General features: G+C 71.4%; 15 protein-coding genes and 1 pseudogene. 13 read left to right on the top strand and 3 right to left on the bottom strand.

The window, feature by feature from the left end:
• Window positions 1–14: 14 nt before the first annotated feature.
• The 4 genes from QSK45_RS04355 (at window position 15) to QSK45_RS04340 (ending at window position 6209) form a co-directional block, all read left to right on the top strand.
• Entirely contained in the window at window positions 15–2153 is a 2139-nt protein-coding gene (locus QSK45_RS04355; RefSeq protein WP_285553310.1) for an ATP-binding cassette domain-containing protein, read from the top strand.
• Window positions 2154–2319: 166 nt separating this feature from the next.
• Window positions 2320–3207 carry a FadR/GntR family transcriptional regulator gene (locus tag QSK45_RS04350; protein WP_285553308.1) on the top strand — a complete coding sequence of 296 codons (888 nt, stop codon included), beginning with the start codon at window positions 2320–2322 and terminating at the stop codon, window positions 3205–3207.
• 428 nt (window positions 3208–3635) lie between these two features.
• On the top strand, window positions 3636–5171 hold the full coding sequence (locus QSK45_RS04345; RefSeq protein WP_285553306.1) for an RNA polymerase sigma factor: 1536 nt from the start codon (window positions 3636–3638) through the stop codon (window positions 5169–5171).
• A 141-nt stretch (window positions 5172–5312) separates the two neighbouring features.
• Complete coding sequence (locus QSK45_RS04340; protein ID WP_285553304.1) at window positions 5313–6209, top strand: serine protease; 897 nt, start codon at window positions 5313–5315, stop codon at window positions 6207–6209.
• 106 nt (window positions 6210–6315) lie between these two features.
• Here the strand turns inward: QSK45_RS04340 and QSK45_RS04335 are convergent, their stop codons facing one another.
• Window positions 6316–6546, bottom strand: coding sequence for a DUF7455 domain-containing protein (locus tag QSK45_RS04335; RefSeq protein ID WP_285553302.1), 231 nt, complete (start codon window positions 6544–6546; stop codon window positions 6316–6318).
• 440 nt (window positions 6547–6986) lie between these two features.
• Between QSK45_RS04335 and QSK45_RS04330 the strand changes: the two genes are divergently transcribed.
• The 6 genes and pseudogenes from QSK45_RS04330 to QSK45_RS04305 all read left to right on the top strand — a co-directional run bounded on the left by QSK45_RS04330 (window position 6987) and on the right by QSK45_RS04305 (window position 14925).
• On the top strand, window positions 6987–9110 hold the full coding sequence (locus tag QSK45_RS04330; protein ID WP_285553300.1) for a DNA gyrase/topoisomerase IV subunit B: 2124 nt from the start codon (window positions 6987–6989) through the stop codon (window positions 9108–9110).
• Between the two features lie 1181 nt (window positions 9111–10291).
• Window positions 10292–10843, top strand: coding sequence for a DUF1453 domain-containing protein (locus QSK45_RS04325; protein ID WP_285553298.1), 552 nt, complete (start codon window positions 10292–10294; stop codon window positions 10841–10843).
• Window positions 10840–11991: a sensor histidine kinase gene (locus QSK45_RS04320; RefSeq protein ID WP_285553296.1), complete on the top strand. Its 1152-nt coding sequence runs from the start codon at window positions 10840–10842 to the stop codon at window positions 11989–11991. The genes QSK45_RS04325 and QSK45_RS04320 overlap by 4 nt, the downstream gene beginning before the upstream one ends.
• Window positions 11988–12677: a response regulator transcription factor gene (locus QSK45_RS04315; RefSeq protein WP_285553295.1), complete on the top strand. Its 690-nt coding sequence runs from the start codon at window positions 11988–11990 to the stop codon at window positions 12675–12677. Before QSK45_RS04320 ends, QSK45_RS04315 begins: the two co-directional genes overlap by 4 nt.
• A gap of 70 nt (window positions 12678–12747) precedes the next feature.
• Complete coding sequence (locus tag QSK45_RS04310) at window positions 12748–13317, top strand: DUF485 domain-containing protein (RefSeq protein ID WP_285553294.1); 570 nt, start codon at window positions 12748–12750, stop codon at window positions 13315–13317.
• Window positions 13314–14925 (top strand): annotated as a pseudogene (locus QSK45_RS04305) (solute symporter family protein). The gene QSK45_RS04310 and the pseudogene QSK45_RS04305 overlap by 4 nt, the downstream one beginning before the upstream one ends.
• 13 nt (window positions 14926–14938) lie before the next feature.
• Here the strand turns inward: QSK45_RS04305 and QSK45_RS04300 are convergent.
• A complete protein-coding gene (locus QSK45_RS04300) occupies window positions 14939–15631 on the bottom strand; it encodes a response regulator (RefSeq protein ID WP_285553292.1) in 693 nt (230 codons plus the stop codon).
• A gap of 158 nt (window positions 15632–15789) precedes the next feature.
• Between QSK45_RS04300 and QSK45_RS04295 the strand changes: the two genes are divergently transcribed.
• The 3 genes from QSK45_RS04295 to QSK45_RS04285 all read left to right on the top strand — a co-directional run bounded on the left by QSK45_RS04295 (window position 15790) and on the right by QSK45_RS04285 (window position 18605).
• Window positions 15790–16605 carry an ABC transporter ATP-binding protein gene (locus QSK45_RS04295; protein ID WP_285553291.1) on the top strand — a complete coding sequence of 272 codons (816 nt, stop codon included), beginning with the start codon at window positions 15790–15792 and terminating at the stop codon, window positions 16603–16605.
• Window positions 16595–17458 carry an ABC transporter permease gene (locus QSK45_RS04290; protein WP_285553289.1) on the top strand — a complete coding sequence of 288 codons (864 nt, stop codon included), beginning with the start codon at window positions 16595–16597 and terminating at the stop codon, window positions 17456–17458. Before QSK45_RS04295 ends, QSK45_RS04290 begins: the two co-directional genes overlap by 11 nt.
• A 91-nt stretch (window positions 17459–17549) precedes the next feature.
• Window positions 17550–18605, top strand: a complete 1056-nt coding sequence (locus QSK45_RS04285) for an ABC transporter substrate-binding protein (protein ID WP_285553288.1) — start codon at window positions 17550–17552, stop codon at window positions 18603–18605.
• A gap of 21 nt (window positions 18606–18626) precedes the next feature.
• Here the strand turns inward: QSK45_RS04285 and QSK45_RS04280 are convergent, their stop codons facing one another.
• Complete coding sequence (locus QSK45_RS04280; RefSeq protein ID WP_285553287.1) at window positions 18627–20297, bottom strand: ATP-binding protein; 1671 nt, start codon at window positions 20295–20297, stop codon at window positions 18627–18629.
• Window positions 20298–20313: the final 16 nt, after the last annotated feature.

Here is a 20313-nt window from a genome sequence, read left to right as displayed (position 1 = left end):
CTATCTTGCTGCAGGTGATCCAAGCCTTCGGACTGACCAGTACCTCCCGCAAGGCGCGGCCGCCCGCCGTCGACGACGTCTCCTTCGAAGCGCGTGCCGGACAGATCACCGTGCTCCTGGGCACCGTCGGCGCGGGCAAGACCACGGCGCTGAGGCTGATGCTCGCCCTGCAACCGGGCCGGGGCATCGCCTACTTCAGGGGGCGGCCCCTGTACCGGATCGCCCATCCGGCGCGCGAGGTCGGCGTGCTCCTCGGCGACGTGCCGGGGCACCCGGCCCGCTCGGTCCGCGGCCACCTGCGCATGCTGTGCGCGGCCTCGGGCGTCCCGGTGCGCCGTGCCGACGAGGTCCTCGAAGCGGTCGGCCTCGTCAGCTTCCGCGAGGAACGGCTCGGCACGCTCTCGCGCGGCATGGACCGCAGGCTCGGCCTGGCGTGCGCCCTGCTGCCCGACCCGCACACGCTCGTCCTGGACGATCCGGCCGGCGGCCTCTCCCTCGGGGAGGCGCGGTGGCTGTACGGCATGCTGCGCGCCCACGCCGACCAGGGCGGCACCGTGCTGACGACCACGGCCGACCCGAGGGAGGCGGCGCGTGTCGCGGACCGGGTGGTCACCCTCGACGCCGGCCGGGTCGTCGCCGACCAGGAGGCGGGGGACTTCGCGCGCACCCGGCTGCGCCCGCGCGTGGCCGTGCGCAGCCCGCACGCCGGGCGCCTCGCCGCCGCACTCGCCAAGGAGGCCCGCACCGGCCGCCGTTCCGTCGAGGTCGTACGCGAGGGCGGCAACCACCTCTCCGTGTACGGCACCACGACCGCGGTCGTCGGCGACACAGCCTTCCGCCACGGCATCCTCGTCCACCAACTCGCCGACGAGCTGGGGGACATGGGGCCGGGAACCGGTGCGGCCGGCGCGCCGCCCGAGCGCGCGCCGACCGCACCGGACCAGGCGTCGGGCCGTAGGGCACCGGAGCGCGAACGGACCGTCTTCGGCTTCTCCGCGCCCGACCCGCCCACCACCCCGCGATCCGAACGCCCTGCCCCGGCCCCCACCCCCCAGCAGTCGCCTCTGCCCGGCGGCTCGGGCAACCGGATCGCCTCGGTCTCGCCGGCCGAACCCGCCGGGGCGCCGCTTCGAGCCGAAAGCGGCGTGGCGTTCGGCGCCGGAACCGTTCCTCCCCGCCTCCCGGGAAAGCCCGGAACCGTCTCCACACCCACCGCGCCCAACCGCATCGCCACGGCGGGCATCTCCGCCCTGCGCACGCTCCTGCCCGGAGCCCGGAAGCCGGCCATCCGCAGGCCGCGGACGGCGGGCCCCGACGGCCGGGCCGGCGGCACCCGCGCCTTCGACGCGCTCTCCCCCCTGCCGCCCCCCATCCCCGTCCGCTCCGCCCCCGCCCCCCTCCGTCCCCTGCGCTACGAGATCCGGCGGGCCGCGGGAGTCGGCACCGGGTTCCTGGTCTGCGGCGCCGCGCTCGTGCTGTCCGTCCTCACCGCCGTGGCGCTGGCCGGGATCGGCCACACCCCGCAGGCGCGGCTGTTCGCGGCGTGGCCGCGGGAGCTGCCGCTGCCGCCCACGGCACTGGCGGCGGGGCTGCTCGGGGCGCTGGCCTTCGGGGACGAGTTCCGCCATCCCGCCCTCGCGGCCGACCGGGGCACCGTGCCCCGCCGGCTGGGGCTGCTGGCCGCGAAACTCCTCGTCTCCGGCGTCACCGCGGCACTGCTCGCCTTCCTCACCGCGGGCTGCGACGCGCAGGCCCTCTACCTCGTCTACGGGCGGGATCTGACGCAGGTCCCCGAGGACTGGCTTCCGATGGCCGCGAGCTGGTTCGGACTCGTCGTCGGGTGTGCCTGGGCCGGGGTGCTCGCGGCCGGTGTCTTCCGGTCCACCTCGGGAGGACTCGCCGCCGTCCTCGCCGTACCCGTGGCCGTCGTGCCCCTCATGCACTCGGCGTTCCGGGGACCGGCCGTGCGGACGGTGGCCGATCTGCCGGTGCGGATGCGGGAGGTGTTCCTGCTGCAGTGGCCGTTCGGCGGGGACCGGTACCTGCTCGCGGTGGTGCGCGTACTCGTCCAACCCGTAGGTGGCGCAATGGTGTTGTCCCTGACGGCGCTGCTGTGCGCGTATCTGTTCACGACCTTGCGCAGCAGGGCCTGATGACCACGGTTCTTACGGTTCTGATGCCGCTTGTGCCCACAACTCCCCGTGGACGGCTCGTTTCTTTCCGATAAGGCGTCAATTGCGACGGGGTGAGCGATCACCCTTTCGTGTGCTTTTCACCAAAGACCTCAAGGGAGTTGGAGCCGACGCCGACAAAGGACTCGTGAGTACCCTTGCGCACACCATGATGACCGCCGCCCGCTCCACCGACTCCGGTCTGGTCGGTCCGGGCGAACTCGACCGCTACTCCTATGGCGACGCCCCGGTGGGCGACCGCGTCGGAGCGCCCGCCTGGGACGGAGGGGAATCCGAGCTGGGCCGGGTCGGCCGGCGCGCCACGGGCAGCCGCGGACGCGGGCTGCACGGCCAACTCGTCCAGCAGCTCGGTCAGATGATCGTCTCCGGCGACCTGGGCGCGGACCGTCCGCTGGTGCCGGAGGAGATCGGCCAGCGCTTCGAGGTCTCCCGCACCGTCGTCCGCGAGTCCCTCCGTGTCCTGGAGGCCAAGGGCCTGGTCAGCGCCCGGCCGAACGTCGGCACGCGCGTGCGCCCGGTCAGTGACTGGAACCTCCTCGACCCGGACATCATCGAGTGGCGGGCCTTCGGCCCCCAGCGCGACGACCAGCGTCGCGAGCTCAGCGAGCTGCGCTGGACCATCGAGCCGCTCGCCGCCCGCCTCGCCGCGGGGCACGGCCGCGAGGAGGTGCAGCAGCGCCTGTCCGACATGGTCGAGATCATGAGCCACGCCATGGCGCAGGGCGACGCGCTCACGTACTCGCGCGCCGACACCGAGTTCCACGGGCTGCTCATCCAGATCGCGGGCAACCGCATGCTGGAGCACCTCTCCGGCATCGTCGGCGCCGCCCTCCAGGTCTCCGGCGGCCCGGTCACGGCCTGTGACCGGCCGAACGACGCCTCCCTCGCCCAGCACGCCCGCATCGTCGACGCCCTCGGCACCGGCGACGGCGGCGCGGCGGAGACCGCCATGCGCCAGCTGCTGACCGTCCAGCCCGAGGTGGAGCGGGTGGTTCCCGCCCCGCGCGAGCACTGACCGCCCCGCGCGGGCGGTGCGGTCGTCGGTGTGCGGCGTCCCCGCGGTTCCCACGGCGCGCCGGGCCGGGTGCCGGCCGTCGTCCCCGTCACCGCCGGACCCCGGTGGACCCCGCCGGATCCTCAGGAGTCCGGTGGGGTCCGGTGGGGTCCGGTGGTTGCGGCAGGCGATCCATTTCGTCCGTATCTGTCCGCCTTTGTTCGCTTACGGGGTGTGACTCGGGCCACGCAGAATGGGCGTAACACTCAGGGGAACAGCGCGATGACCTAAGAGGTGACAGCCGCGGAGGGAATACGGACGCCATGCATGGCGCTGTGCATCTCCCCGGCCCGCGCCCGCGCCGTCGGCCCATCCCCAGGCCGGTGGTCGGCTGCCGTCCGCAATGGACGGTGCCGGAAGCCGTTTTCCAACGTTCCGAGAGGTTGTTCGTGTCGGCCAGCACATCCCGTACGCTCCCGCCGGAGATCGCCGAGTCCGTCTCTGTCATGGCGCTCATTGAGCGGGGAAAGGCTGAGGGGCAGATCGCCGGCGACGATGTGCGTCGGGCCTTCGAAGCTGACCAGATTCCGGCCACTCAGTGGAAGAACGTACTGCGCAGCCTCAACCAGATCCTGGAGGAAGAGGGTGTGACGCTGATGGTCAGTGCAGCAGAGCCCAAGCGCACCCGAAAGAGCGTCGCAGCGAAGAGCCCGGCCAAGCGCACCGCCACCAAGACGGTCGCGGCGAAGACGGTGACCACCAGGAAGGCCACCGCCGCCACGGCCGCCCCCGCGGCGTCCGCCGCCCCGGCTGATCCCGCCGAGGAGGCCTCGCCCGCCAAGAAGGCCGCGGCCAAGAAGACGACCGCCAAGAAGGCGGTTGCCAAGAAGACCACGGCCAAGAAGACCACGGCCAAGAAGACCACGGGCAAGAAGGACGACGCCGAGATCCTCGAGGACGAGGTCCTTGAGGACACCAAGGTCGGCGACGAGCCCGAAGGCGCCGAGAGCGCCGGCTTCGTCCTCTCCGACGAGGACGAGGACGACGCGCCCGCGCAGCAGGTCGCCGCGGCCGGCGCCACCGCCGACCCGGTCAAGGACTACCTGAAGCAGATCGGCAAGGTCCCCCTGCTCAACGCCGAGCAGGAGGTCGAGCTCGCCAAGCGCATCGAGGCCGGCCTGTTCGCCGAGGACAAGCTCGCGAACGCGGACAAGCTCGCCCCGAAGCTCAAGCGCGAGCTGGAGATCATCGCCGAGGACGGCCGCCGCGCCAAGAACCACCTGCTGGAGGCCAACCTCCGTCTGGTGGTCTCCCTGGCCAAGCGCTACACCGGCCGCGGCATGCTGTTCCTGGACCTCATCCAGGAGGGCAACCTGGGTCTGATCCGTGCCGTCGAGAAGTTCGACTACACCAAGGGCTACAAGTTCTCCACGTACGCCACCTGGTGGATCCGTCAGGCGATCACCCGCGCCATGGCCGACCAGGCCCGCACCATCCGTATCCCGGTGCACATGGTCGAGGTCATCAACAAGCTCGCCCGCGTGCAGCGCCAGATGCTCCAGGACCTGGGCCGCGAGCCCACCCCGGAGGAGCTGGCCAAGGAGCTCGACATGACCCCGGAGAAGGTCATCGAGGTCCAGAAGTACGGCCGCGAGCCCATTTCGCTGCACACCCCCCTGGGTGAGGACGGCGACAGCGAGTTCGGTGACCTCATCGAGGACTCCGAGGCCGTCGTCCCCGCCGACGCCGTCAGCTTCACGCTGCTCCAGGAGCAGCTGCACTCCGTCCTGGACACCCTCTCCGAGCGCGAGGCCGGCGTCGTCTCCATGCGCTTCGGCCTCACCGACGGCCAGCCGAAGACCCTGGACGAGATCGGCAAGGTCTACGGCGTGACCCGTGAGCGCATCCGCCAGATCGAGTCCAAGACCATGTCGAAGCTGCGCCACCCGTCACGCTCCCAGGTGCTGCGCGACTACCTCGACTAGTCCGCCGCTCCGGTCGGCGAGTCCGGTCGTACGACGCCGAAGGCCCGGCTCCCCACGTGGGAGCCGGGCCTTCGTGCTGCGAGCCGTGACCATGTGGATCACTCTGGGTGTTCCAGTTCCCACCCTGAGTGAGGAGTCAGCATGCGCCGTTCCGTCGCCCGTGCACTGATCCGGCCGCTCGTCCTGGCGGCCACCGTGACCGCCATACCCCTGGTGGGCGCGTCCATGGCGCCGCCCGCGGCGGCTCGGAGCGTGGTCGTGGGAGGCTTCCCGATCGATGTCTCGCAGGCCCCGTGGACGGTGGCGCTCTCCAGCCGTGACCGGTTCGGAGGCACGCGGGCGGGCCAGTTCTGCGGCGGGGTGGCGATCGCCCGTACCACGGTGCTCACGGCCGCCCACTGCATGACCGACGACGTCCTCGGGGCGCCACCCGACCGCGCGCGCGACCTCAAGGTCATCGCGGGCCGCACGGACCTGTTGTCCGACGAGGGCCAGGAGGTCGCCGTACGGGACGTGCGGGTCAACCCGGGCTTCGACAGCGCGACGAACTCCGGCGACTTCGCCGTCGTCACGCTCGCCGAGCCGTTGCCGCAGGGGACGGTCATCGGCATGGCGGGGCCGGGCGACCCGGCCTACACGCCGGGCACCAGGGCCCGGGTCTCCGGCTGGGGCGACCTGACCGGCGGCGGCGCATACGCGCACCGGCTCCATGCCGCCGACGTGCATGTGCTCGCCGACGAGAGCTGCGCCCGTGCCTACCCGGGTGGTCCCGACGGCGTGTTCCGGGCCGGGAGCATGCTCTGCGCGGGAGAGGCCGCCGGAGGTCCGGACGCGTGCCAGGGCGACAGCGGAGGGCCGCTGGTGGCCGGCGGGCACCTGATCGGGCTCGTGTCCTGGGGCAGCGGCTGCGGGCGGGCGGGTAGCCCGGGGGTCTACACCCGTGTCTCCGAGGTCGTACGCGCCCTTGGGGTGGGCGGTGACGGCGGGAACGGGCAAGCGCCCGGGAAGGTCGGCGAGAGGCCCCGCAGAAGCTCCTGAGGGCCTCCTGGGGCGTTCGTGGGCATACGAGCGCGGGCGGCCGCTCCGGGGCGGCCGCCCGTCACCGGCCTGTGCCGGGGCTGGCTCGTCGTCGTATGTGCGAGATTCAGCGCTCTTCGTCGGAGGCGTTGCCCGGGGCGGACGTCAGCCGCTCCGTCTCGTCCTGTATCTCAGCGGCGATCTTCTTGAGTTCCGGCTCGAACTTGCGACCGTGGTGGGCGCAGAAGAGCAGCTCTCCGCCGCTGAGCAGGACGACGCGCAGGTATGCCTGGGCGCCGCAGCGGTCGCAGCGATCAGCGGCCGTCAGCGGGCTCGCGGGGGTCAGAACAGTAGTCACGTCGCCTCTTCTCTAGCTCGACGAGCTGTCGTACCAGGGTCAACATCCAACCAGCCCGAAAACGTTCCCGCTCGTGGCTTTTCCTCGAAAAAATCTTTCCGGGGTGGCTGTCTGCTGCCGGTTGGCGGCGAATGTGCCGTAGTGCGTGTCAGGTCTGCTTACGGGTTCGCGCTGTCTAGTATCTCGGTCCTCCCGGCCGGGTTGCCGGTTGTTCATGAGGACGTGCCCGGAGCCTAAATGGTTCATGCCTCCAAGGGAACGTGATATGTACTTCACCCCATCGAGGGATCGAACGTGTTTGCGATCCTGGACTAGTCTGAGTAGCCGACGAGGGTGGCGTTACACCGGCTCTACCAGGCATCGGTACCCTCTGACGGGCGACCGAAGCCACCCCCTTACCCAGGAGGGGGCAACCTGAAATTCAGCGAGGAGCGAACCGCGTGACCGCCGATACGTCCGTGCCGTCCACAGCGCTGCTGGCAGGAGCAGACCGGGACGGTTCCAACTACACCGCGCGGCACCTGCTCGTCCTTGAGGGCCTCGAAGCCGTGCGCAAGCGTCCGGGCATGTACATCGGCTCGACCGACAGCCGCGGTCTGATGCACTGCCTGTGGGAGATCATCGACAACTCGGTGGACGAGGCCCTCGGCGGCTACTGCGACCACATCGAGGTGATCCTCCACGACGACGCGTCCGTGGAGGTGCGCGACAACGGCCGCGGCATCCCGGTGGACGTGGAGCCCAAGACCGGCCTGTCCGGCGTCGAGGTCGTCATGACCAAGCTCCACGCGGGCGGCAAGTTCGGCGGCGGCTCGTACGCCGCCTCCGGTGGTCTGCACGGCGTCGGCGCCTCCGTGGTCAACGCCCTCTCCGCCCGCCTCGACGTCGAGGTGGACCGGAGCGGCTCCACCCACGCCATCAGCTTCCGGCGCGGCGTGCCGGGCGCCTTCTCGGGCGCCGGAGCGGACGCGAAGTTCGAGGCCAAGAGCGGTCTGCGCAAGTCCAAGAAGATCCCCAAGACCCGCACCGGCACACGGGTGCGCTACTGGGCGGACCGGCAGATCTTCCTCAAGGACGCCAAGCTCTCCCTGGACACGCTGCACCAGCGCGCCCGGCAGACCGCCTTCCTGGTGCCCGGCCTGACCATCGTCGTCCGTGACGAGTACGGCCTCGGCGAGGGCGGCAGCAAGGGCGAGGAGTCCTTCCGCTTCGACGGAGGCATCAGCGAGTTCTGCGAGTACCTGGCGAGTGACAAGCCGGTGTGCGACGTGCTCCGCTTCTCCGGCAAGGGCACCTTCAAGGAGACCGTTCCGGTCCTGGACGAGCACGGCCAGATGACCCCGACCGAAGTCGCCCGCGAACTGGGCGTCGACGTCGCGATGCGCTGGGGCACGGGCTACGACACGACCCTGCGTTCCTTCGTCAACATCATCGCCACCCCCAAGGGCGGCACCCACGTCTCCGGTTTCGAGCAGGCTCTCACCCAGACGATGAACGACGTGCTGCGCGCCAAGAAGCTGCTGCGCGTGGCCGAGGACAACATCGTCAAGGACGACGCCCTGGAGGGTCTGACCGCCGTCGTCACCGTGCGCCTGGCCGAGCCGCAGTTCGAGGGTCAGACCAAGGAGGTCCTCGGCACCTCGGCGGCCCGCCGCATCGTGAACCAGGTGGTCACCAGGGAGCTGAAGGCGTTCCTGACCGCCACCAAGCGGGACGCGGCCGCCCAGGCGCGGGTCGTCATGGAGAAGGTCGTCGCAGCGGCCCGCACGCGTGTCGCGGCCCGCCAGCACAAGGACGCGCAGCGGCGCAAGACCGCCCTGGAGTCCTCGTCCCTGCCGGCCAAGCTCGCCGACTGCCGCAGCGACGACGTCGACCGCAGCGAACTGTTCATCGTCGAGGGCGACTCCGCGCTCGGCACGGCCAAGCTGGCGCGGAACTCCGAGTTCCAGGCCCTGCTGCCGATCCGCGGCAAGATCCTCAACGTGCAGCGCTCGTCCGTGACCGACATGCTCAAGAACGCCGAGTGCGGCGCGATCATCCAGGTCATAGGAGCCGGCTCGGGCCGTACCTTCGACATCGAGCAGGCCCGCTACGGCAAGATCATCATGATGACCGACGCCGATGTGGACGGCTCCCACATCCGCTGTCTGCTGCTCACGCTGTTCCAGCGCTACATGCGGCCCATGGTCGAGGCGGGGCGGGTCTTCGCCGCGGTGCCGCCGCTGCACCGCATCGAGGTCGTCCAGCCGAAGAAGGGGCAGGACAAGTACGTCTACACGTACTCCGACCGCGAGCTGCGCGACAAGCTCATGGAGTTCCAGACCAAGGGCATCCGGTACAAGGACTCCATCCAGCGCTACAAGGGCCTCGGCGAGATGGACGCCGACCAGCTGGCCGAGACCACCATGGACCCCCGCCACCGCACCCTGCGCCGCATCAACCTCTCCGACCTCGAAGCCGCCGAACAGGTCTTCGATCTCCTGATGGGCAACGACGTCGCCCCTCGCAAGGAGTTCATCTCCAGCTCGGCAGCCACCTTGGACCGCTCCCGCATCGACGCGTGACGCCGCGCGGGCGGGTGTTCGGAAGTCTCGTCCGGAGGGCGCGCCTTGGGGGCCTCACCTCGAAGGCGCGCCGCTGTGACGGGGTGCGCTGGGCCGGCTCCGGAGAGGGTCGGGGCAGCTGAGGTGTTTCGGGCCGGGTGGATGCGGACCGGTGCGCGGTTGGTTCCAGGGTGGCGGGGAGACGGGGTTCGGGCGGGAGGCACGGGGGCCCGGACGTGAGTTCTCGCCCGCTTCGGCGCCCTGGCGCCGGTCGGTTTGTCAGGTGCCGGGCCGGGGTGGGGTCCGGGCGGACCCGCGGCGCGGTCATCGGACCCTGACCCGTACCTGGCCCGGACGGACACGCCAGTGCGACTCGGTTCCAGCGACACGGACCGAGTCCGGACGAGGCCGGTCGGGGTCCTGGCAGGGTCCGCCGACCGCGATCCGGCTCGGCGTCCGGCTCGATGGGGAGCGGGTTTCGAACGGCTCGTGCGTCCTGGCCGACATTCCCCGCCTCTGCTTCTCCCGGCTGCCCGCGTGCCGGCTGCTGCCCGACCGCGCTCGTCCGCCCACCACGGGCTGGGCCATCGGCTCCGTCCGACGGTTCGCTTCGAGCCACGCCGCGGAAGGGCGCCGGGGCCCCTGACCTCGGCGGGTCCCTGCCTCAGCCCGGGAAACCCGTCCCCGGGCCGGCCGGGCCTGCCCATGCGCCGGAGTCCTCTCGGCGGCTGCCGCACGCCTGGGCTCGGCGCCGACGTCCCCTTTCGTCGGTTCATTTTCGGGGAAGGGGCGGGGCGGTTCGGCGGGGCCGTGCAGCAGCTCACCCCGGCCCGTTCACCGACTCGTCCCAGCCGGCCCACGCCGCCGACCCGGGCGGATTCCCGGCGTCAGCCGTGCCGACTCATCCCTCATGCCGGCCTCCTCGCCCGTCGACCCCTTCCAGCCGCCCCGCCCCGACCGAGCCCGAGCACCGGGGTCAGGCACCGGAACCCGCCCCCGGGCGCGATCGGTCGGATACGTGCCGACTCCCTCAGAGAAGGACCGCCCTGATCCATCTCCACCCATGGGTGGAGGCCGGTCATCCAAGATCTCCACCTGTGATCCACCCCGGCTCCGATCTCCCGACCTGGGATTCTCCGTAACTTCGGAGCGTCGGGCAGCGCTCGCTCCCGGCACCCGATTTCTCGCATACGGAGGATCTGATGGTGGGGCTCGCCAACGCGCTGGTACTCGTGGCCGTCGTCGCGCTCGTGCTGGTACGGCAGTTCCGCGCCCGCCCGATCGACACGGACCGCCGCTGGTGGCTGCTGCCCCTGCTCCTCGGCGTCATAGCGCTGCGCGAGCCCGGCATCCTCGACGCACACCACCGGGTCGAGTCCGCCGCAGTGCTCGCCGTGGAACTCCTCACCGGCCTGGCCATGGGCGCGGGCTGGGCCTGGACCACCCGCGTCTGGACGGGGCCGGACGGCGCCGTGTGGAGCAGGGGCACCAGGGCGAGCGCCGCCGTCTGGATCGCCGGCATCGTCTTGCGCATCGGCGTCTTCGCCGTCGGCGCCGCGCTCGGCCTGCACCAGCACAGCTCCGCCCTGCTCCTCGGCTTCGCCGCCTCCCTGCTGGTCCGCGCCGGAATCCTCACCTGGCGCGCGAGTACCCTCGCCGCCCGTACGTCCCTGATCACCCAGCCCGTCGGCCCCACCACCCGCCTCGCTGCGGCGTACGGTGACGGCGGCCCCGCGGGAGAGGAGCGCGCGTGACCGAGAACGCCTGGACGCGGTGGCCTTCGAAGGAAGCGCTCGGCCGCGCCGGAACCTCCCGCCCCCGCCGTCTGCTCGCCTGGGCCGTCAGGGCCTTGGTGATCGCCCTGCTGCTGTGGGGCGCGTACAACCAGAAGCACGTCGGCGTCTGGACCGGAATCGCCGCGCTCGCGGGGGTCGTCGCCGCCGGTTTCCTCGCCTGGGCCTTCTTCCGCACCACCTATCGGCACCGCCTGTTGCCCTCCATGCTCTTGCTGGCCGCGCTCATGGGCATCGCGGTCGCCGCCGAGGCAACGGGGTTCAGGGCACTCGCCCTCGTCCTCTGGTGCGGTTGCGGGATCACCGCCCTGGAGCGGCTCCCGCTCGCGGCCGCGACCCCGGTGACCTCGGCCGGCCTCGCCGCGTACTCCGCCTTCAACAACGACGTCTGGCTCACCACCGCCGCCTCGGTGGCGGGCATGGCCCTCGCCGGCTACGTCCTGCGGCTGGACGCGGAGGCCCGCGGCAACGCGCAGCGACTCCTCGACCAGGAGCGGGCCGCGAGAGCCGCCGAGGCCGAGTCCGCGGCCCTCGCCGAGCGGGCCAGAATCGCCCGCGAGATCCACGACGTCCTGGCCCACAGTCTCTCCGCGCAACTCGTGCACCTGGAGGCGGCCCGGCTGCTGATCGAGCGGGGTGCCGACCGGGAACGGATCCTGGAGCGGGTGGTGGCCGCCCGGGGCATGGCTCGCGACGGTCTCGCCGAGACCAGACAGGCACTGTCCGCGCTGCGCGGCGAACTGACACCGCTGGAGGACTTCCTCGGCGAACTCGTCAGCGGGGCCGAGGGCGCGGCGGTCACCGTCACGGGTGAGTCCAGACCCCTGCCGGCCGAGGCGTCCCAGGCCGTGCGCCGGGTCGCCCAGGAGGCGCTGACGAACGTCCGCAAGCACGCACAGGGCGCCAAGGTGGACCTCCGACTCGACTACGGCGACCACCAAGTGACGCTGCGTGTACGGGACTCGGGCGGACCGCCCGGCGACCTCACGGCCTCCGGCGGCGGGTACGGTCTGCTCGGTATGCGCGAGCGCGCCGAGCTGCTGGGCGGCTCGCTGGACGCGGGGCCGGACGAGGAGGGTTTCGTGGTGACGCTGAAGGTGCCGGTATGACAGAGGCGGAGGGGGAGAAGAAGCCGGCGCGGGTGGTGGTCGCCGACGACCAGACCGTCGTCCGGGAGGGCATCGTGATGCTGCTCGGTCTGCTGCCGGGCATCGAGGTCATCGGCGCCGCGGGAGACGGCGAGGAGGCGGTGCGCCTGGTCGGGGAACTCGCCCCGGACGTCGTCCTGATGGACCTCAGGATGCCCCGCTGCGACGGTGTGGAGGCCACCCGGCGGATCCGGGAGCAGTACCCCGGGACCCAGGTGGTGGTGCTCACCACGTACGCCGACGACGAGTCGCTGTTTCCCGCGCTGCGGGCCGGCGCCCGGGGGTACCTGACCAAGGACGCTGGCGGCGAGGAGATCGTGCGGGCCGTGGAGAGTGTGCTGTCGGGGGAGGCGGGGTTGTCGCCGAGCGTGCAGCGGCGGCTGCTGGAGCGCCTGTCGCAGGCCGAGCCCCAGCCGCTCCCTGCCGCGCCCGCCCCGCCGGACGGGCTGACCACGCGCGAGACCGAGGTCCTGGTGCTGATCGCCGAGGGGCTCAGCAACCAGGAGATCGCCCGCAGACTGCATGTCTCGACCGCGACCGTGAAGACGCACATCAACAACCTGTTCGCCAAGACGGGCCTCAAGGACCGGGCGCAGGCGGTGCGTTACGCCTACGGCAAGGGCCTGGTGCGGCCGCCCGCGGGGTGAGGTCACCTGATCGGGTGAAGAGCGCGGAGAAGAAGAGTCACGGAACTTCCCGGTCTGTCCATCCTTGGGCATGCAGTCAAGCAACGATCGTGCCCGCGGAGCAGGGGACGGTCCCGAGCATTCGGCCGAGAACCGGAGGGACCACGGCGCACCGGCCCGCGATGTCCGACACGAGGACCCCTGGTTCGACCCGCGGGCCCTGGGCTGGAGCGAGTCGGACGGCACCGGGACGATGCCCGCGGCGGCCGGACCGCCCGCGCCGGCCGTGCCCCCCGCGCGCGGGGAGCGGGACGCCTCGGCGGCGTGGGCCCGCGATGTGTACGTCGAGGTGCAGCGCAGCGCGGCCTTCCGGGAAGTGCGCGGCAGCTACCGGCGGTTCGTGGTGCCGGGAGTCGCGGTCTTTCTGAGCTGGTACGTGGCGTACGTGGTCGCGGCGACCACCGCGCCGAAGCTGATGGCGCGACCCGTGGCGGGCGCGGTGAACGTGGCGATGCTCGCGGGGCTCGGGCAGTTCCTCACCACGTTCCTGCTCACCTGGGCCTACGCCCGGCACGCGCGGCTGCGGCGCGACCGGGCGGCGTTGGAACTGCGCTGGGACACCCAGGAGTTGGCCCGTGAGGCGCGGGGAGGGGTCCGGTGACCGGCGATCATCAGACGCCGGCGCTGCTGCTGTTCGGCGGTTTCGTGGCGGTCACCCTCGGGATCACAACGTGGGTGAGCCGGAGGCGGCATGGTTCGGCGGAGGAGTTCTACACCGGCGGGCGGCTGTTCTCCCCGATGGAGAATGGTTTTGCCATCACGGGCGACTACATCTCGGCGGCCTCCTTCCTGGGTGTCACGGGGCTGATCGCGCTGTACGGCTACGACGGGCTGCTGTACGTGGTGGGCTTCCTCGTCGCGTGGCTGCTGGTGCTGTTCCTGGTGGCCGAACTGGTCCGCAACTGCGGACGGTTCACGCTGGCCGACGTGGTGGCCGTGCGGATGAGCGAGCGGCCGGTGCGGATCGCGGCGGGCACGTCCTCGGTCGTGGTGTCCGTGCTGTACCTGGTGGCGCAGATGGTCGGCGCGGGCAGCCTGGTGGCGCTGCTGCTGGGGCGGACGAGCGGGGCGGCCCAGGCGTGGACGGTCATCGGGGTCGGTGCGCTCATGGTGATCTACGTGTCCCTGGGCGGGATGCGGGCGACCACCTGGATCCAGATCGTCAAGGCGGTGCTGCTGCTCGGCGGGACGGTCGCGCTGACCGTGCTCCTCCTGCTGCGCTTCCACGGCGACCTCGACCAACTGCTGGTCACGGCCGCGCGGCGCAGCGGTCACGGGGACGCCTTCCTCGCACCCGGCCTGAAGTACGGCGAGAGCTGGACCGCCCGCCTCGACTTCATCAGCCTGGGCCTCGCACTGGTGCTGGGTACGGCGGGGCTGCCGCACATCCTGTCCCGCTTCTACACGGTGCCGACCGCTCGCGCCGCCCGGCGTTCCGCGGTGTGGTCCATCGGCCTGATCGGTGGCTTCTATCTGCTGACGATCGTCCTCGGGTTCGGGGCGGCGGCGGTCGTGGGGCCGGCGGACCTGCGCGGGTGGAACGCGGCCGGGAACACGGCGGTGCCCCTGCTCGCCCTCGATCTGGGCGGCGGCGCGGGTTCCACCGGCGGAACGGTTCTGTTCGCGGTGGTCGCCGCCGTCGCCTTCGCCACGATCCTCGCGGTGGTCGCCGGCGTCACCCTCGCCTCCTCCGCCTCCGTGGCCCACGACCTGTACGCGTCGCTGCGGGGTCCCCGGGGTCACCCGGGGTTCCCGGGGCGCGGCGCGCGGCGAGGTGGCCGTGGCGCGGGTCGCCGCCGTCGGGATCGGTGTCGTGGCGATCGCGCTCGGGCTGCTGGCCCGGGACCTCAATGTCGCCTACCTGGTCGGACTCGCCTTCGCCGTCGCCGCGTCGGCGAATCTGCCGGTGCTGATGTACTCGCTGTTCTGGCGCGGCTTCACCACACGCGGCGCGGTATGGGCCGTGTACGGCGGGCTGGTCCCGGCGCTCGGGCTCGTTCTGCTGTCGCCCGTGGTGTCCGGTTGCCCGGGGTCGCTGTTCCCGGGCGTCGACTTCCAGTACTTCCCGTTGCAGAACCCGGGCATCGTCTCCATCCCGCTCGGCTTCCTCGCCGGCTGGCTGGGCACGGTCACCTCGGACGAGATCCCCGACGAGGCCAGGTACGCGGAGACGGAGGTGCGTTCTCTCACCGGGGCCGGGGCCGTCTAGCGGGGGCCGCGCGTCACGGCGCCACCCATGCGTACCGGTGCTCCGGGCGGCCCGTGTCGCCGTACTTCAGGGAGAGTCGCAGGCGGCCGGCCTGTTCGAGGTGGCGGAGGTAGCGCTGGGCCGTGGAGCGGCTCAGGCCGGTTCGGGCGGCGACCTCGTGGGCCGACAGCGGATGGTCGGCGTCGTACAGGACGTCGCATATCAGGTCCGTCGTGGGGGCGGTGTGGCCGCTGGGCAGGCCGGGCGCGGAGGGGGCGGGCGCCGTCCGCAGCGCCCCGAAGATGCGGTCCACCTGCTCCTGGCCGGTCACGCCCCGGCCGCCCACCCGGTCGACCGTGCGGCGCAGCGCGGCGTAGGAGTCCAGCCGGGTACGCAGCGCGGCGAAGGTGAATGGTTTCACCAGATAGTGCAGGGCGCCCAGCCGCATCGCCTGCTGGACGGTTGAGACGTCGCCGGCTGCCGTGATCATGATGACGTCCGTGCCCTGACCCTGCTCCCGCATGCGCTGGAGGAGTTCCAAACCGGTACGGTCCGGCAGATAGTGGTCGAGCAGCACCAGGTCGATGGCGCCGCGTTCCACGGCGGCCAGTGCCTGGGCGGCACTGTGCGCGCGGGCGGCCACCCGGAATCCGGGAACCTTTCCCACGTACTTGGCGTTTATCTCGGCGACGCGGAAGTCGTCGTCGACCACCAGGACGTCAATCATCAGGCCTCTCCTTCAAGGCCGGCGGGCGGCGGGCCCGCCTTTGCGGCTCCGCAGTTGTAGCGTGAGCAAAAAGAGCACAACAGGTTCTTGCGAGCAAAAGAACCGCTTGTGCACACAAGACTGCTGCTGGGCCGGGGGCGGACCTACCGTCCCGGACCATGAGCGCACACACCGGCCCTGCCATCGAACTGCGGGGCGCGAGCAAAACCTTCAGAACCCCGTCCGGGGGACTGCACACGGCCGTGCGCGGTCTGGACCTCACCGTCGGACGTGGTGAGTTCGTGGCCGTCGTGGGACCGACCGGCTGCGGTAAGTCCACCACGCTGACCCTGGTCAGCGGCCTGGAGGAGCCCACCGAGGGCGAGGTGCTGGTGGCCGGGGAGCCGGTCGGCGGCGTCGGCGACAAAGTCGGCTTCGTCTTCCAGCAGGACGCCACCTTCCCCTGGCGCACCGTCCTGTCGAACGTCATGGCGGGCCCCCGTTTCCGCGGCGTCCCCAAGGCCGAGGCCCGGCAGAAGGCCCGTGAGTGGCTCGCCCGGGTCGGGCTCGCCGCCTTCGAGGACCGCTACCCGCACCAGCTCTCCGGCGGGCAGCGCAAGCGCGTCGCCCTCGCCGCCACCTTCGTCAACGACCCCGAGATCCTGCTGATGGACGAGCCGTTCTCGGCGCTGGACGTGCAGACCCGGGCGCTGATGTCGGACGAACTGCTGGAGCTGTGGGAGGGCACCGGCGCCTCGGTCGTCTTCGTCACCCACGACCTGGAGGAGTCCATCGCGCTGGCCGACAAGGTCGTCGTGATGACCGCGGGCCCCGCGACCGTGAAGCAGGTCTTCCAGATCGACCTGCCCCGGCCGCGCAAGGTCGAGGCGGTACGTCTTCAGCCGCGCTTCATCGAGATCTACCGGGAGATCTGGCAGTCCCTCGGCGAAGAGGTCCGCATCACCCGCGAGAGGGGTGCGGCCCGTGTCGCCTGAGATTCTCGACACCCCGGTCGCCGGCATCGCCAGGACATCCGACCGCGCCCGGAGCCGCGCCCAGGCGGCCCGCCGCCGCAAGCTCCTCGTCAACACCACGCGGGTGGTGCTCCTGGTCGCCGTCCTCGGCCTGTGGGAGGCGCTGTCCCGGGCGAAGGTCATCGATCCGTTCAACTTCTCGATGCCCTCCAAGATCTGGGACCAGATCTCCACCTGGGTCATGCACGGCACCGCGCTCGGCTCGCTGGGCGAGCAGGTCTGGTACACGCTCTACGAGGCATTGCTCGGCTGGGTCGTCGGCGTGGTCGCCGGTGTCCTCCTCGGCATCGCGCTCGGACGGATCAGCCTGCTCGCGGAAGTGCTTGGTCCATACATCAAGGTGCTCAACTCGATCCCCAGGATCGTCCTGGCTCCCGTCTTCCTGATCTGGTTCGGCCTCGGCCCGTCCTCCAAGGTCGCCTCCGCCGTGGTGCTGGTCTTCTTCCCGGTGTTCTTCAACGCCTTCCAGGGCGCCCGCGAGGTGGACCGCAACCTGGTGTCCAACGCTCGCATCCTGGGCGCGAGCGACCGCAGGGTCACCCTCCAAGTGGTCATCCCGTCGGCCACCTCCTGGATCTTCACCAGCCTCCATGTCAGCTTCGGCTTCGCGCTCATCGGCGCCATCGTCGGCGAGTACATCGGCGCGACCAAGGGCATCGGCCTGCTCGTCGCGCAGTCGCAGAACACCTTCAACGCCGCCGGTGTGTACGCCGCGATGGTCATCCTCGCCGTGGTCGCCCTCGCCGCCGAGGGACTGCTGACCTTCGCCGAACGACGCATCTTCCGCTGGAAGCCCGCCGGTTCCGACAGCTGACCCACCGGTTACGGACGCGGCCGACCGGCCCTTCGCAGGACCAGCCCCCCACGCCTTCCCGCACCGCCCTCTCACAAGGACGTGAACCGCCATGCGCAAGACCGCCCGACACGCCTCCCTGGCCGCCGCCGGCCTGCTCGCCCTGTCCTCCCTCACCGCCTGCGCCAACGACGCGGCGGGTTCCGCGGCCGGCTCCGGCGGCGGGAGCGGCGGCAAGGGCGAGACCGTCAAGATCATGGTCGGCGGCCTCGACAAGGTCATCTACATGCCCGCGATGCTCACCCAGCGCCTCGGCTACTTCCAGGACGAGGGCCTGAACGTCCAGCTCATGAGCGAGCCCGCCGGGGTCCAGGCCGAGACCGCGCTCGTCGCCGGCCAGGTGCAGGGCGCGGTCGGCTTCTACGACCACACCCTCGACCTCCAGGTGAAGGGCAAGTCGGTCGAGTCGGTCGTCCAGTTCTCGCGCGCGCCGGGCGAGGTGGAGGTCGTCTCCGCCAAGGCCGCGGGCGACCTCACATCGCCCAAGGACTTCAAGGGCCGCAAGCTGGGCGTGACCGGGCTCGGGTCCTCGACCGACTTCCTCACCAAGTACCTGGCGGTCAAGAACGGCGTCGACGTCAGCCAGTTCACGCCGGTCGCGGTCGGCGCGGGACCGACGTTCATCGCGGCGCTGCAGCAGGGCTCGATCGACGGCGGCATGACCACCGATCCGACCGTCGCGACGATCCTGGACAAGAAGGTGGGCAAGGTCCTTCTCGACATGCGCACCCCGGAGGGTTCGCAGCAGGCGCTGGGCGGGCCGTACCCGTCGTCAAGTCTGTACATGCAGACGGACTGGGTGAACGGGCACAAGGACACCGTCCAGAAGTTGGTCAACGCGTTCGTCAAGACGCTCAAGTGGATGTCCACCCACAGCGCCGACGAGATCGCCGCCAAGATGCCCGCCGACTACGCCCAGGGCGGCAAGGCGCTCTACACCCAGTCCGTCAAGAGCACCCTGCCGATGTTCACCGACGACGGCGTGATGCCGCAGGGCGGCCCCGAGACCGTGGAGAAGGTGCTTAAGGCGTTCAACCCCAACATCAAGAACGCGAACGTCGACCTGAGCAAGACGTACACCACGGAGTTCGTCAAGGCGGTCAAGTAAGTACGGCGGTCAGTCAACCGATCAACTGGTGCGCGCCGTGGGCTCGGGCTCGGGTTCCCATCCGGGCCCCGGCTCCAGTCCCGGCTCGCCCAGCGCCTCCGGCAGCACCACCGTGAACTCCGCGCCGCCCCCGCCGGCGGTGCCCACGGTCACCCTGCCGCCCTGGCGTTCGGCGAGCCGGCGCACCAGCGACAGCCCGAGGCCCCGCTTGCCGTGCGCGGGCGCCCGCTTGGTGGACCACCCCTCGGTGAACACCAACTCCCGCTGGTCCAGCGGAACTCCTGGGCCGGTGTCCCGCACCCTGAGCACGACCGTACGGCCCTCGACGCGCAACTCGACCTCCACGCGCGCGTGCGGGGTGCCCGCGACGGCGTCCAGGGCGTTGTCCACCAGGTTGCCGACCACCGTGACCAGCCCCCGCGGATCGACCAGCCGGTCCGGGAGCCGGCTGCGTTCCGACACCCACAGGGCGACGCCGCGCTCCGCCGCCACCGTCGCCTTGCCCACCAGCAGGGCGGCCAGCAGCGGGTCCTGCACCTTCTCGGTCACCTGCTCGGACGTGACCCGGTGGTCACCGACCACCTCACCGACGAACTCCACCGCGTCGTCGTACATCTCCAGTTCCAGCAGCCCGAGCAGGGTGTGCATCCGGTTGGCGTGCTCGTGGTCCTGGGCGCGCAGGGCGTCGATCAGGCCCCGCGTGGAGTCGAGTTCGCGTCCCAACTGCTCCAGCTCGGTGCGGTCGCGCAGGGTGGCGACCGCACCGCCGTCGTCGGTGGGCATGCGGTTGGCGACCAGGACGCGCCGGCCGCGCACCGTCAGCAGATCGGTGCCGGTCACCCGCCCGGCGAGCACATCGGTCGTTCGGCCCTCACCGAGCGCCTCGTCCGGGGTGCGGCCCACGGCCTCGTCGCCGATGCCCAGGAGCCGGCGCGCCTCGTCGTTGAGCAGCCGGATCCGACCGCTGCGGTCCAGGGCGACCACTCCCTCACGGATCCCGTGCAGCATCGCCTCGCGCTCCGCGAGCAGCGCCGAGATATCGGAGAAGGCCAGGTCCCGGGTCTGCCGCTGCACCCTGCGGGCGATCAGCCAGGCGGCCAGCGCGCCCACCGCGAGGGCACCCCCCGCGTAGGCGAGCAGCCCCGGGATGACGCTGATCAGCCGGGCGCGCACGCTGTCGTAGGCGATGCCGACCGAGACCGCCCCGATCAGGCGGTGGTGGGCGTCGTACAGCGGCACCTTGCCGCGCGCGGAGCGCCCGAGGGTGCCCCGGTCGATCTCCATGACCTCCTTGCCCGCGAGGGCGTCGGAGGGGCTCGTGGAGACTATGCGGCCGATCTGCGAGGTGGTCGGGTGCGACCAGCGCACCCAGTGCCGGTCGAGGACCACGATGTACTCGGCGTGCGTGGCCCGCCGGATCCGCTCGGCCTCGCGCTGCACCGGGCCGTCCTCGGTCGGCGGCGTGGTCAGCAGGCCGTTGGCGATCTGCGGGTCCTGGGCCGTGGTCTCGGCGATGGCCAGCGCGCGGCGCATCGCCTCGCGGTCCAGCTGTTTGCTCAGCGGCGCCAGGAACAGGCCGGTCACGAGCACCGCGACGCCCGCGGCGATCGTCACCTGCATGAGCAGCACCTGCGAGAACGCCCGCCGTGGCATACCGAGGCGCAGACGGCGTGCGGAGGGAGTCGGGCTCATGGGGGACGACAGTACG

The organism is Streptomyces hygroscopicus subsp. hygroscopicus, assembly GCF_030269125.1.
GTDB lineage: Bacteria > Actinomycetota > Actinomycetes > Streptomycetales > Streptomycetaceae > Streptomyces > Streptomyces hygroscopicus_C.
Note: the sequence above shows the minus strand (reverse complement) of the source record. Positions and strands in the feature narration are given on the sequence as shown.

Bases quoted from the DNA above. Each gene is read 5' to 3' on its own strand.
- QSK45_RS04340 (WP_285553304.1), top strand. From the start codon at position 5,313: ATGCGCCGTTCCGTCGCCCGTGCACTGATCCGGCCGCTCGTCCTGGCG.
- QSK45_RS04325 (WP_285553298.1), top strand. From the start codon at position 10,292: ATGGTGGGGCTCGCCAACGCGCTGGTACTCGTGGCCGTCGTCGCGCTC.
- QSK45_RS04315 (WP_285553295.1), top strand. From the start codon at position 11,988: ATGACAGAGGCGGAGGGGGAGAAGAAGCCGGCGCGGGTGGTGGTCGCC.
- QSK45_RS04310 (WP_285553294.1), top strand. From the start codon at position 12,748: ATGCAGTCAAGCAACGATCGTGCCCGCGGAGCAGGGGACGGTCCCGAG.
- QSK45_RS04300 (WP_285553292.1), bottom strand. From the start codon at position 15,631: ATGATTGACGTCCTGGTGGTCGACGACGACTTCCGCGTCGCCGAGATA.
- QSK45_RS04295 (WP_285553291.1), top strand. From the start codon at position 15,790: ATGAGCGCACACACCGGCCCTGCCATCGAACTGCGGGGCGCGAGCAAA.
- QSK45_RS04285 (WP_285553288.1), top strand. From the start codon at position 17,550: ATGCGCAAGACCGCCCGACACGCCTCCCTGGCCGCCGCCGGCCTGCTC.
- QSK45_RS04280 (WP_285553287.1), bottom strand. From the start codon at position 20,297: ATGAGCCCGACTCCCTCCGCACGCCGTCTGCGCCTCGGTATGCCACGG.